The sequence below is a fragment of the Cytobacillus luteolus genome, assembly GCF_017873715.1.
Taxonomy (GTDB): Bacteria; Bacillota; Bacilli; order Bacillales; family Bacillaceae_L; genus Bacillus_BV; species Bacillus_BV luteola.
Window position 1 is genome coordinate 358716 of sequence record NZ_JAGGKM010000004.1, and the last position, 14191, is coordinate 372906.

At 35.4% G+C, this 14191-nt stretch carries 9 protein-coding genes and 1 other annotated feature; of the genes, 3 read left to right on the plus strand and 6 right to left on the minus strand.

The window, feature by feature from the left end:
* Positions 1–19: 19 nt before the first annotated feature.
* Both ezrA and refZ read right to left on the minus strand, forming a co-directional pair.
* Positions 20–1726 carry a septation ring formation regulator EzrA gene (gene ezrA / locus J2Z26_RS13820; protein WP_193535824.1) on the minus strand — a complete coding sequence of 569 codons (1707 nt, stop codon included), beginning with the start codon at positions 1724–1726 and terminating at the stop codon, positions 20–22.
* A 392-nt stretch (positions 1727–2118) separates the two neighbouring features.
* Complete coding sequence (refZ, locus tag J2Z26_RS13825) at positions 2119–2772, minus strand: forespore capture DNA-binding protein RefZ (RefSeq protein ID WP_193535826.1); 654 nt, start codon at positions 2770–2772, stop codon at positions 2119–2121.
* Between the two features lie 143 nt (positions 2773–2915).
* On the opposite strand from refZ, the gene J2Z26_RS13830 reads away from it, so the two are divergent.
* On the plus strand, positions 2916–3404 hold the full coding sequence (locus J2Z26_RS13830) for a GAF domain-containing protein (protein ID WP_193535828.1): 489 nt from the start codon (positions 2916–2918) through the stop codon (positions 3402–3404).
* 57 nt (positions 3405–3461) lie between these two features.
* Here J2Z26_RS13830 and megL read toward each other — a convergent pair whose 3' ends face one another.
* Positions 3462–4658, minus strand: a complete 1197-nt coding sequence (gene megL, locus J2Z26_RS13835; protein ID WP_193535830.1) for a methionine gamma-lyase — start codon at positions 4656–4658, stop codon at positions 3462–3464.
* A gap of 192 nt (positions 4659–4850) precedes the next feature.
* Complete coding sequence (locus tag J2Z26_RS13840) at positions 4851–6692, minus strand: sensor domain-containing diguanylate cyclase (RefSeq protein WP_193536091.1); 1842 nt, start codon at positions 6690–6692, stop codon at positions 4851–4853.
* A gap of 395 nt (positions 6693–7087) precedes the next feature.
* On the opposite strand from J2Z26_RS13840, the gene rpsD reads away from it, so the two are divergent.
* Positions 7088–7690 carry a 30S ribosomal protein S4 gene (rpsD, locus tag J2Z26_RS13845; protein WP_193535833.1) on the plus strand — a complete coding sequence of 201 codons (603 nt, stop codon included), beginning with the start codon at positions 7088–7090 and terminating at the stop codon, positions 7688–7690.
* A 97-nt stretch (positions 7691–7787) separates the two neighbouring features.
* Here the strand turns inward: rpsD and tyrS are convergent, their stop codons facing one another.
* The gene (gene tyrS / locus J2Z26_RS13850) at positions 7788–9044 is read right to left on the minus strand and encodes a tyrosine--tRNA ligase (RefSeq protein ID WP_193535835.1); all 1257 of its coding nucleotides are present in this window, start codon (positions 9042–9044) and stop codon (positions 7788–7790) included.
* Between the two features lie 61 nt (positions 9045–9105).
* Positions 9106–9377: a binding site (T-box leader), on the minus strand.
* Between the two features lie 131 nt (positions 9378–9508).
* Here tyrS and J2Z26_RS13855 point away from each other — a divergent pair.
* Positions 9509–12424, plus strand: coding sequence for a transglycosylase domain-containing protein (locus J2Z26_RS13855; RefSeq protein WP_193535837.1), 2916 nt, complete (start codon positions 9509–9511; stop codon positions 12422–12424).
* A 43-nt stretch (positions 12425–12467) separates the two neighbouring features.
* Here J2Z26_RS13855 and acsA read toward each other — a convergent pair whose 3' ends face one another.
* A complete protein-coding gene (acsA, locus tag J2Z26_RS13860) occupies positions 12468–14186 on the minus strand; it encodes an acetate--CoA ligase (protein WP_193535839.1) in 1719 nt (572 codons plus the stop codon).
* Positions 14187–14191 lie beyond the last annotated feature (5 nt).

A 14191-nucleotide genomic window follows, 5' to 3' on the forward strand; every position in this document is an offset into this window, starting at 1 on the left:
ATCATAAGGGCCTTATTATTTAGATATGTTGTATTAGTTCTCTATCATCTAAAATGCTTTGGATTCTTTTAAGTGCACCTGGCTCAATCTCTTCTATTGCACTAGCAGCCTGCTCTAAGGCTGTTTCATATTCATAGTTGCGGAAAGACTTTTCTGCTTCTAGCAAAGCTTCAGAGATTGAACGATAGCTACTTCTATAGCGGTTTCCATATTGAATGACCTGTTCCACCAGATAAACCTGTTCAATTAAATCCTCTGTCATAGTCGTAGTATTTGCTACAATGTCCTGAGCCTCTTTTAGAGTTTGGTTAACTACTTTCATATTTAAAGGTTTTTCTTCAAGCTTTATAACAACTGCCTCTAAGCTCTCCTTTGCATCAATAAGAAGCTCTTTATAACCTTGGGGTAAACCTGGCACATTACTCTTCGATAATAATCGTTTTGATTCTGTTAATGCTTTTCTCATTTCACTCAGCTGATCACGAGCATATAATTCATCTTTTCGTAGTGTTTGTAATGACTCACAATATTTAATATGCTGCTCCTTCACTGATTCAATTTGAGCATGAACATCCTCAAGTTCATCTTGAATTAACGAATAAGCAATATGATCCTCATTTAATTTCGATTGGATTGATAAAAATTGTTTTAAAAGCTGTTTTATCTGCTTTACAATCGCTTTATGTGTTTGTATCTCTTCCTCAGTCAGTCTGTAACTCTGTTGTACAAGTTCGGTTTCATCCCCTGAAGATTTACTTTCCTCATGTAAAGAATGAAGTACTTGTTCTATTTTACTTACTTCCTGTTGAACATAATGATTCGCAGTGACCTCTTTTTCTAATAGGTCATATAGACCTTCAAGTGAATCTTTTATTTCAATAATCGCTTCTTTTGCTTCTTTAATCTCTAGTTTTTCAATACGGTTGAGATTTTCCACTACTTTATTTCGTAAAAACTCAACTTCATTTTCAACTTGGAGATGATCCAGCATAAAGCCATTATTTTGCATTTCTTTGTATCCATCAATCAAATCATCTAATTGAGATGGGATATAAGATTGATATTCAGATAATAATTCTGGTATTTCCGAAATGTATTCCTTCATGATCGAGAGACTATCTTTAATGAAAAGTACAATTTCTCTAGCTTCTAAGTAATTACCCTGAGTGGTTGCTTCCTCGAAGGTTGAAAACTTTTCATTAACTTCTTCTAATTTCTTTTCTAAAGCTACCTCTGCCTTTCCAAAGGAGAGATGATGAGCAAGCAAGGACTTTTTAACATTTCGGTAAGTAGACTTTAACTCTCCAATTTCCACTCTATTTTTTTCTTCACTACCTATTAGGTCTTTAAGTTCTTCAAGAATTTTAGCGATAGTTTCTTCTGTTTGCTGTAAGGTATTTTCAATTTTTTGAAGAACTGCTTTGGACTTACTAAAGCGATATTTATCAGCTAATTCTTCGGCATCAAATAGGTACTCTTCAATATTGGGCAGATTCAACGTAACAATTTCATCCCACTGTCTTCTCCATCTTTCAAAGAGCTCTTCTGTTTGACCTGTCATATTTAGTTCTTTTACTTTTGATATCTCGTCTGTGACAGGACGATTCATTACATCTATCTTCCACGCTTCTAAACGATCAACTTCTTTATAAATTTTTTTCCTAAAATAAATTCCTAAAATTAAAATAAGTGCAACAACAATTATAATGCCTATTATGATTTCCATAACTAGCCCCCTTACTTTCTATTAAATCTAGTTTTATAAAAGATCATTAGTTAGAAGGCATGAACCCATATCTATTTATTTTCAGTCGATTTTTTCCCATTCGACAAATTCCGCCAATAACTCATCTAATTGATTACGATATTTATAGATACATACTAAATATTGGTGTATTTTCAATGTTTTTATGATACCATGTAAACGACAATTTTTGACCAAAATTTTAAAATTTTTTACAGAAAATCATTAATTTTTCCTATAAAAGATTTAAATTAAAACATTTAATAGATTTTCAACAAAAAAATCCTTATCCACTGGTTAAAAACACTCCAGTGGATAAGGATTGATAAAGCTATATACACTAACCTGTTGATTTCAATTACAGGCACTAAATATTATATAGAAAGCGCGATTTGATTATTTGTTTTTACTGTTTTTTCAAAGGGCTCTGAGACAGCAGCATTAACCCAACGCTCAATTTCCTTATAGTACTGCTCTGTAAAATATTCTTCATTCGGCATTACATGAAGTACCTCTGCCAAGTATTGAGGATGGAGGTACGGCATACTTAGCATACCTTTTAATTGGATAATAATAAAAGGGATAGCCAGTTTCTTAAATTCTTTTTGTTTCATACCAATCTCAAAAATCGTTTTTAAATAATATCTTTCCTTCGCCAGATAGGTAGTCATTATTTCTCTAATTAATAGTGTATCTAATGTTAACTCTCGTAAGACAAATCGAGTAAGGTGTCTATTGCTTTTTTGATAGAGTAGTATATCTTTTACAACGAGTAGTAAGCACTCTTTAGCAGATCTTTTATCTAACTCATCAAACCTAGATTCGATCACTTTAAGGTATCCTTCAAAGAAATTTGATATCAAATACTCAAGCAAACCATTCTTATTTTCGAAGTAATAGGATATGTTGGCTACATTAACGTTCGCCTTATTCGCTATTTCTCTAACCGAAGTGCCATCAAACCCCTTGGTATTGAAATAATAAACTGCCGCATCAATTACCTTCTTCTTTGTTTCTGTTTTCAACATAATCCCTCCATATCATTACTCCCTATATAAACCTTCTAGAATATATATTTAACTCCTTTAACTTTCGCTCGACAAAGTTATGCGGAAATCTACTTTTTCTGCTATTATAAATGTAATTTCTTACATTAGAATGGAGGATTATCATGTTTAACGTCGAAATGTATAAAGGAACTAAGGAAGAAAATTATCAGTTTGTCATAAAACAATTAACTGCTTTAATTGAGGATGAAACAAATACCATTGCAAATCTAGCTAACGCTTCAGCTCTATTGAATCAGTTTCTTGAAAATATAAATTGGGTTGGCTTTTACATTACTGAAGGTGAACAGCTTGTACTCGGCCCGTTCCAAGGACTTCCTGCTTGTGTTCGAATTCCGTTTGGAAAAGGAGTTTGCGGTACCTCTGCCCAAAACAAAGAAACTTTAAGAGTAGCCGATGTTCATTTATTCCCCGGCCACATTGCTTGTGATGCTGCATCTGCCTCTGAAATTGTTGTTCCTATGATAAAAAATGACAAAGTAATAGGCGTGCTTGATATTGATAGCCCAATAAAAGATCGATTTGATGAAATTGACCAAGAATTCTTAGAGAAATTTGTGGAAGTTTTAGTAAGTTATATAAAGGAAGTTTAAGTCTTTGTTAAAGTAAGAACCCCTCCTAGCTAGGAGAGGTTCTTTTGGTTAAATACACTATTTCTTTAAAACCAAGACGTCTAATGCCTGCTTTAAGTCACTCCAAATATCTTCCCATGCTTCTAAGCCTACAGATAGACGTATCATGTTATCAGTGATTCCCATCTTCTTTCGCTCTTCTTCAGGAACGACAGCATGAGTCATTGTGGCTGGGTGTTGAATTAAGGTCTCAGCATCACCTAAACTTACTGCAATTTTTATCAATTTCAATTCATTCAGTACTCTTTGCGCCTCTTCTTTTCCACCATTTATCGTAAATGATATTAGCCCACCAGCCTGTTTCATTTGTTTTTTCATAATTTCATATTGAGGGTTATTAGGATCTCCTGGATAGTATAACTCCTCAATTCCTTCATGTTGTTTAAGTAGCTCAGCAATCTTGGCTGCATTAGAACAATGACGGTCCATTCGAACAGGTAAAGTTTTTAATCCACGAAGTAATAGCCATGCATCAAATGGTGAAATAATTCCACCTATATCCTTTTTTGTCGTCATGGCAACATTATTGATGAATTCCGCTTTCCCAACAACTAAACCAGCGATCACATCTCCATGACCACCAATATACTTGGTCGCACTGTGGATTACAATGTCACAGCCTAATTTAATAGGTTGTTGTAGATAAGGAGAAGAAAATGTATTATCTACGACTACTGGGACATTGTATTTTCTCGCTACCTTCACAACCAATTCTAGATCAATAAGTGCCATTGTAGGGTTTATAGGTGTTTCCACATAAATAACTTTTGTATCAAAGGATATTGCATCTTCAATTGCTTGTTCAGAATCCATATTGCTAAAGCTGTGCGTGATATTATATTTTTCATTCATCAATTCAAGTAACCCAAAGGTACATCCATAAACTCCTTTAGAACATAGAATATGATCACCGGATTTGGTTAGAGCCAGTAGAACTGCTGAAACAGCAGCCATTCCAGAACCAAAAGCAAGTCCTGCCTCGGCACCCTCAATCAGAGCGATTCTTTCTTCGAGTGTTCTAACAGTCGGATTTCCTAATCTAGAATAGATAAACCCATCCTCTGCCCCAGCAAACCGTCTTTCTCCTTGCTCTGCTGTTTCAAAAGTAAATGTTGACGTCTGAAATAAAGGCGGCGTCAGACTTCCATTATGGTTTTTAGAATCGTACCCTCCGTGGATAACAGTTGTTTCTATTTTTTTCTCTTCATTAGCCATCCAAATCCATCCCCCTAATTTTAAACTCCTATTAATAGGATATGATAAAACAGCCTGTATTGAAAGCGTTTTCTTTTTATATAAAAAGGAATGTGTATCTGTGTTGCTACTACCGCTTTTCTCAATTCAGTACAGATAAAAAAAGCATTCAAGAGGTAGCACCTCCTGAACGCCTGTAATTTCTTACTAGTTTTACACTATGCTTTCTTCTTGAACGACCACTTGGTTCTTTCCATTTTCTTTTGCCATATATAAAGCCTTGTCTGCCCTTTTAAATAATTTGAATGCATTATCCTGATAACTTTGATTCCAATGGGATAATCCACAGGAAATTGTCACTTTAGGAGAGGTATGGTTGCCTACTTTTTCAACAATTCTCTTTGCTATTGCTGTACCTGCTGCCAGATCAACCTTTGGTAAATAAATAGCAAGTTCTTCTCCACCCCATCTTGCACCAATATCATTATCTCGAATATTATCCTTTAAAATTCTAGCAACCTGTATTAAGATTTCATCACCTATCTGGTGACCATATATATCATTAATACATTTGAAATTATCCAAATCTATTAGCACAAAAGTCCCAAAAGCATCGGTTGCCATAGATTTTGTAATCATGCTATCAAGGTAGCTACGTGAGTATAATTTCGTTAAATGATCTGTTATAACTAGGTTTTCTAATTCTTCTCTTAACATTGAGTTTGAGAATGCTAGAGTTGAGTGATGAATTAATGATTGAAGCAGTTTAAAGGTTTCAAATGAGAAATAGTAAGGTTTCTCGTGCATAACAATGGCAACACCTTTAATAAGTCCACTTTGAGCCATTGGGACTGCCATTAAAGAACGAAATCTTAACCCATTTAAGAGAGGTTCAGTAGATATATCCCCAATAAATAATGTATCCTTTTCGTCTTTAATTTTTTCATCCACATACTTTAGATAAAGCTCACTTTGCTCACTTTCAAAAAAAGGTGTACTTCCTGGTAGCAATTTAAATCGATCGTTTTCTAATATAATAAATCCTACCTCTTGTGATCCAAAAGACTGTAGAATTTGATCTGACATAAAGTTCATCGTGTCTGTTAATCTTAAGTTAGAATTCAATCGATGTGATGTCTCGTTTATTAGTTGAAGATCAGCAACTAGTCTTTTTGATTGTTGATATAGTTGAGCATTTTCAAGCGCACTCCCCGCTGTGTTCGCAAGCAATTCAATAAACCTGACCTCACTATGCGGAAAAATAACAGTATTTGGCGCAATTACTTGTAGTACTCCATACACACCCTGCTTACCTTTCAGGGGCGCATATAGTATAGATCTCTTCTCTTTTACTAAGTCCTCAAACTGTACTTCTCCTGTTACATAGGCTTGCATTGCCGCAGGATTATCATCATTATCATATTGGAACTCTTTAATTGGCAACCCATTGTTATTATGATTGTCATGAGAAAGTAATAAATAGTATGTGAACGAAGGATATACATTACGTAAGGTATCAATAATCTCTCCTAATACTTCATCCATGTCCATCGTCGAATGAAATTTAGCTGTTACATTAAATAATTGTTCATACCTTTTTCCTTCTTCAAATATCTTTGAAAACTCTAGTAACTTTTCAATCAATTTGAAGCCTTCATTAGCCACTTCTATTAACAACGATTTATTTATGGATAATTGTCTATATTTAAACTCAAATAGTCCAATTGCTTTGTTATTTCTATATATCTTTGAAATGAACGTATAAATAGTCCTTTTATCGTCAACATTTTCCTGCTCTTCCATCATTTCATTTACGATTTTATCTGATAGAAAATAACTGCCTAAATTATTGTTAATGGACATATTGCTAGAGGCCTTTGGAAAATAGTATTGCTTCCATTCGTTATAAATAAAGAGAGTCACCTCTTCTAGATTTAGCTTTTCATTCATTAAAATTAATAATTGATCTATTGATTGTTGCTCATCTTCTTGCACTAAAAAATCAAAGAAATGACTTTTTAATGAAGCCAGTAGCTGAGGATCTTGGTATTCCATCGTATCACCTACATTTTCCTGACAATAATTTGACAATTATATTATAATCTTTTTTATAAAATATTTCTCTATTATAGTTTATTTTGTAATATAAATGTCTTTTTTCTATGATTTTCATTTTATGGTTCTATCATTTTATTTCCTTGTTCATAGGAGTTAATAGAAAATCACTTGACTTTTATGCTTCAAAATCATATACTAATCGTTGTGTAAAATATTGCAGCCTATGTGATTGGCTTTATGTTTCATTTTATTCCTCACAAACTTTTGAGGTGTATCTTGTAACTCTCTGCTGCTAGGGCGAGGATACATGAAAATAAAATGTCCATACTGTAAGAAGTCACGTCTGGTTTTTATTTTATACAAAATAAAAACAATTGAAGGAGGAGTCATCAATGGCTCGTTATACAGGTCCAAGTTGGAAATTATCACGTCGTCTTGGTATTTCTTTAAGCGGAACAGGTAAAGAATTAGAAAAGCGTCCTTTCGCTCCAGGACAACATGGTCCAAATCAACGTAAAAAACTTTCTGAGTACGGTTTACAATTACAAGAGAAGCAAAAGCTTCGTCATATGTATGGAGTAAATGAGCGTCAATTCCGTAACCTTTTTACAACTGCAGGTAAAATGTCTGGTATCCACGGTGAAAACTTCATGGTTCTTCTTGAGTCACGTTTAGATAACCTTGTTTACCGTTTAGGTCTTGCTCGTACTCGCCGTCAATCTCGTCAATTAGTTAACCATGGTCACATTTTAGTTGATGGAAGTCGTGTAGATATTCCTTCATACCGTGTAAGACCTGGTCAAACAATCTCTGTTCGTGAAAAATCACGTAACTTAGACATTATTAAAGAGGCAATCGAAGTAAATAACTTCGTACCTGATTATTTAACATTTGATGCTGATAAATTAGAAGGAACTTACTCTCGTTTACCTGAGCGTTCTGAGTTACCAGCTGAAATTAACGAAGCACTTATCGTTGAGTTCTACTCACGTTAATAATGAAAAAAGGATGGGTTCTTCCCGTCCTTTTTTATTTCTAAAAAGGATAGTATTAAAAAGGAGCGTGTGTAGACACGCTCCTTTTTTGATGAATTTATTTAATTAAATAGTATTTTTTCTTACCTCTACGAATTACAGTAAATTGTCCTTCGATACGATCTTCTTTAGTTAAGACATAATTTACTTCTTGAATACGCTCACCATTTATATAGATAGCCCCATTTTGAACATCTTCACGCGCCTGACGTTTCGATGGAGAGATTTTGCTGTCGACTAATAAGTCAATTAGACCTACTTCTGCTTCACCTTTTAGTTCATATGATGGAACATCTTTAAAACCCTGTTTAATCTCATCAGCAGTCAAGCTCCCAATGCTTCCACTGAATAGTGCCTCTGAAATTTTAACAGCCTGAACTAATGCCTCATCTCCATGTACAAGTTTTGTCAACTCCTCAGCAAGTGCCTTTTGAGCTGTTCGCTTCTCAGGAGCATTTGTTGTTTCATTTTCTAGATGTTCAATTTCTTCTTGGCTTAGGAAAGTGAAGTATTTTAAATAACTTACCACATCTCTGTCATCCGTGTTAATCCAAAATTGATAAAATTCGTACGATGATGTCTTCTCACGGTCTAACCAGATTGTTCCTGATTCTGTTTTGCCAAACTTCGTACCATCTGATTTAGTTACAAGAGGAATCGTTAATCCAAAGGCCTTTGCATTTTCCGTAGACTTTCTAATTAACTCTAGTCCAGCTGTAATATTCCCCCACTGATCACTTCCACCTATTTGCATTCTACAGTTTTGTGTTTCATATAATTTTAAGAAATCATAAGATTGCAAGATCATATAAGTAAACTCTGTGTAAGAAATTCCCTCTTCAATTCTTGTTTTAACTGAATCTTTTGCAAGCATATAATTTAATCCGAAATTTTTACCAACATCTCTTAGAAAAGTGATTACATCTAAGTTACCTATCCAGTCATAGTTATTTGCAATACTCGCTGGATTTTCTACTGCTTCAAAATCTAAAAATCGAGAAAGCTGGGCCTTAATTTTTTCACTCCAGCCTACAACCGTTTCTTGTGGGTTTAACGTTCGTTCATTCTTTTTCCCACTCGGATCTCCAATCAAACCTGTTGCTCCACCTACCAGGGCAATTGGTTGATGCCCAGCTTGTTGAAATCTTCTCAAAGTTAACAGGGCTGCTAAATTTCCAATATGAAGACTGTCTGCAGTTGGGTCAAAACCACAATAAAGTTTAATTTTCTCTTCACTTAATGTCTTTTCTAACCCCTCACTATCTGTTACTTGATTAATTAGTCCTCTAAATTCCAAATCCTTTAGAATATCCATCCCTTATTCTCCTTTTCATAATTATTTCGTGTAATAAACACAAAAACTCGTCTCTTCATAATGAAGGGACGAGTTAATAGTCGCGGTACCACCCAACTTAAGGACAACAAAAGTCCTTCGCTTAGAAAATTAACGGTTAGACCGTCTTTTGCTACTGAATACTAAATTGCAATCTGGCAATTGGCATTTCACAAAAGATGCTCAAGGAGGTAATTCACACGATATCTTTGTACTGATTTCCACCAATCATCAGCTCTCTGAGATGATTCGAACTAAGTTGAAACCATCGTTAACAGTGAGATATGTATTACTAATTCCTATCATAGCTTTACTATTTATATGTAATAGTTTTTATCATATCGAGAATTTATTGTCAAATTAAATCTTGGAAAATGACAAATAAATATAAATGGTGACAAGGATTGTGCTATAATTAACTTGATTTTTAGGGGGATTGATTATAGATGAACCACAATAAAGAAAAATGGGTTGAAAGATTAGTATCCATTAAAGATTTTCTATTCCACAAAAGAGCAAAAAAGACCGCAAATATAACATATAGCGTAGTCTGGAACTTATTTTTATTATTTTTGATATTTGGACTAATTGGTATATCATTTGCCGGTGGTGCCGGTGCTGGCTATTTCGCATCTCTAGTAAAAGATGAACCACTACGCCCATTTGAGGATATGAAGAAGCATGTTTACAATTATGAAGAAACAACGGAAGTATATTTCGATAACAATGTGTATTTAGGGAAACTCAGATCAGATCTAGATAGAGTAGAAATTACTTTAGACGAAGTCTCTGATCACTTAAAAAATGCAGTTATTGCAACTGAAGACGAATACTTTTATGAGCATAACGGTGTAGTACCTAAAGCAATTTTACGTGCAATTTTTCAGGAAGTAACAAACTCCTCCGTTCAAACCGGTGGAAGTACATTAACTCAACAATTAATTAAAAACCAAATACTTACAAACGAAGTTTCATTTGACCGTAAAGCAAAAGAAATTCTTCTTGCCATGAGACTCGAAAAATTCTTTGAGAAAGATGAAATTCTTGAAGCTTATCTAAATATGGCTACATTTGGGCGTAATTCATCTGGTAGAAACATTGCAGGTGTACAAACAGCTGCTAAGGGAATTTTTGGGGTGGACGCTAAGGACTTAAATCTTGCACAAGCTGCTTTTATCGCAGGTTTACCACAAAGTCCTTTCAGATATACACCGTTTACAAATAAAGCAGAAGTAAAAACAGATTTAGAGCCTGGTTTAAATAGAATGCAAACTGTTCTTAAACGAATGTTGGATGGTAAATATATCACACAAAAACAATATGATGAGGCAATTAAATATGATTTACGTGCTAATTTAACACCTTATAAAGCCTCTCCAACTGACCAATATCCGTGGTTAACTAGTGAAATAGAGCTAAGAGCTACTGACATTCTATTAAAAAAGCTTGCGAAAGAAGATGGATACGAAGAAGAAGACCTGACTGCAGATGAGAATTTACAAAAGTACTATAAAAATTTGGCAAATCAAAATTTACGTCAAAATGGGTATCGAATTTATACTACTATTGATAAACAGATTTATGACAAGATGCAAGAGGTTGCAAAGAATTATGAATATTACGGACCAGATAAGCCTCAAATTAAGAAAAACCCTGACACTGGGGTAGATGAGGAAGTAATGGAACCAGTAGAAACAGGTGCTGTGTTAATTGAAAATAGCACTGGTAAGATCATTAGCTTCGTTGGTGGAAGAGATCATACAAGAGAACAAACAAATCATGCTACCTTTGCATTACGTCCAAATGGTTCTACTATGAAACCATTATTAGTATATGCTCCTGCTATTGAGCTTGGAGAATTACAACCAGGGTCAGTTATTGCAGATGTACCTCTAAAGCTGCCTAAATATGAACCTAAAAACTATGGTGGCACTTTTGACGGACTAATGTCAGCAAGACATGCATTAAAAATGTCTAGGAATATACCTGCTGTTAAAACATATGCAAATATATATAAACAGCGTCCTATCTCTTATCTAGAACAAATGGGATTTAGCTCACTTGTAAAATTAGACAGTGAAATCCTCTCTCTTTCTCTTGGTGGGATGACAAAAGGTGTAACTGTTGAAGAGAATGTAAATGCATATGCAACTTTCGCAAACTCAGGGCAATTTATCGATGCCTATATGATTGATAGAATTGAGACAAATGAAGGAGAGGTAATCTACCAGCATGAATCAAAGGCTGTAGATGTTTTCTCACCTCAGACTGCATATCTTACAATTGATATAATGCGTGATGTAATTAGAAGTGGAACAGCAACGTCTATCAACCGTTATTTAAGCTTTAATGCTGATTGGGCAGGTAAAACAGGAACGGGCCAAGATTACCGAGATGCATGGTTTGTTGCGACAAATCCAAATGTTACGTTTGGAACATGGATTGGTTATGATACACCAAAATCGATGTATGGTCATTATAAAGGGCTATCATATTCGCAACGAAATCTATTGCTATGGTCAAAGCTTATGAACGTTGCGTATGAAATTAACCCAGACCTTGTAGCACCAAAAGAGCCATTTAAAATGCCAGGTGGTCTTGTTAAAAGGCAATACTGTGCACTATCAGGGCTTCTGCCATCGGATATTTGTAAAGAAGCTGGCCTTGTTGCAGAGGATATCTTCAATGCAAAATATGCACCTACAGAAGTCGATGATAATCTAGAAAGAGGCAAATACATCATTGTTGATGGAAAAGCTTACAGAGTTCCAGAAACTGCTCCAGCAGAGTTTGTTCAGGAAGGTATTATGGTTAAGAAAGAATTCCTAGAAAAGAATGACCTTAAGGATTTAACTGCTCTTAACGACATACTTCCGAAAAATGATCAGTGGACCAATATTGTAGTCACTGAAACAGAACCATTACAGGATAATGGAGTCGCTCCTACTAAGATTGCAAAAGTCGAACTAAAGGGTAATATTCTAACATGGTCAAAGCATGAACACACTGATGTGGTTGGCTATAGAATTTATCGTGCAGGTAACTTTTCAACAGAGTTTGTGCAAATAGCAAGTATCCCTGCACAAACTGAACTAAAATATACACTTCCTAACCAGGATCCTGCGGCATACTATGTTGTTGCAGTTGATATTATCGGAAATGTCTCTCCTATTTCTGATACTAAGAATTTTGGAACCTATATGGATCAGCCAGAGGAAGTTCCTTCTGATGAAGAAGACACACCAGGAGATGGTGAGAATGATGGCGATGATAGTGGCGGAGAGCCCGGAGATGATGAAATCATCCCTGGCTTACCAGGAGTCGGAACGAATCGTCAAAGCTTAACAGTACCATATGTATAAAAAAAAGCACTGCATGAATGAAATGCAGTGCTTTTCTATTTGATTAATCTTCCATTGTCGATAAATCACCAGTAGGTAAATCAAGCTCCCAAGCTTTAAGAACACGTCTCATAATTTTCCCACTTCTTGTTTTCGGTAGTTTATCACGGAATTCAATTTCACGTGGGGCGGCATGTGCTGCTAGACCTTTTTTAACAAAACTTCTTATCTCTTCCTTCAGCTCATCATTTGCTGTATAGCCATCACGAAGAGCTACAAAGGCTTTTATAATTTCTCCTCTTACAGGGTCAGGCTTTCCAATTACACCAGCTTCTGCAACAGCAGGATGTTCTACTAACTTACTCTCAACTTCAAACGGACCTACCCTTTCACCTGAAGTCATAATTACATCATCAATTCTTCCTTGGAACCAGAAATAGCCATCTTCATCCATATAGGCTGAGTCACCAGAAACATACCAATCTCCAGGCATAAAATACGACTGATATTTCGCTTCATTGTTCCAAATTGTATGCATCATTGAAGGCCAGCCTTTTTTTATCGCTAAATTCCCCATTCTGTATGGAGGTAGCTCATTACCTTGATCATCTACTATTGCAGCCTTTACTCCAGGAATTGGTTTACCCATTGACCCTGGTTTGATTTCCATTGAAGGGTAATTACAGATTAGTTGCCCTCCAGTTTCAGTCATCCACCATGTATCATGGATGCGTTGATTGAACACTTTAACTCCCCAACGAACAACCTCAGGGTTTAATGGTTCTCCAACACTTAACACATGTCGTAAAGAGGATAAATCAAACTGTTTAACTAATTCATCCCCAGCACCCATTAACATACGAAATGCAGTCGGAGCACTGTACCATACTGTTACTCCGTAATCTTCTATTGTTTCATACCAGGATTCTGGCCTGAAACGTCCACCAAGGATGACATTTGAAGCTCCTACTAACCAAGGCCCAAAAATTCCATATGCTGTTCCAGTTACCCATCCTGGGTCTGCTGTACACCAATACACATCATCTTCCTTCAGATCTAAAACCCATTTAGCCGTTTGGTAATGTTGAATCATAGCATTATGGACATGAAGAACACCCTTAGGTTTGCCAGTTGAACCAGATGTATAGTGAAGAATTAACCCGTCTTCACGGTCCATCCACTCAATTTGTAGGTGTTTACTTGCATTTTTCATATGCTTTCTAAAATCAATATTTTTACCATCTTCGTTAATATTTTCCCCTACAAGAACGATATGTTTGAGAGCTGGGAGTTCATCAACTGGAATTCTATCAACTAATTCAGGAGTTGTAATAATAACCTTTGCTTCACTGTCTTCAAGACGGTCACGGACTGCACCTTCCATAAATGCTTCAAAAAGTGGACCAACGATAGCACCAAGCTTGATTGCTCCTAAAATAGCAAAATATAATTCCGGTGAGCGAGGCATGAAGACGAATACACGGTCACCTTTTTCAACATCTGCAATTTGTTTAAGTACATTTCCAGCTTTATTAGAGAATTCTTTCATTTCTTTAAATGTATATTTTTCTTCTTTTAAGGGATCACGGTAGTAGAGAGCAACTTTATTTTTTCTATTGCCAGTAGCATGCCTATCTATCGCTTCATAGGCCATGTTAACTCTACCAGTCTCTGACCACGAAAAATTCTTCTCAACATCAGACCAATTGTGAGTATTATATGTTTCATTATAATCTTTTAAGTTATGATCTCCTTGCATTACTGGTAGCGCTTCCACTTTCATAAAAC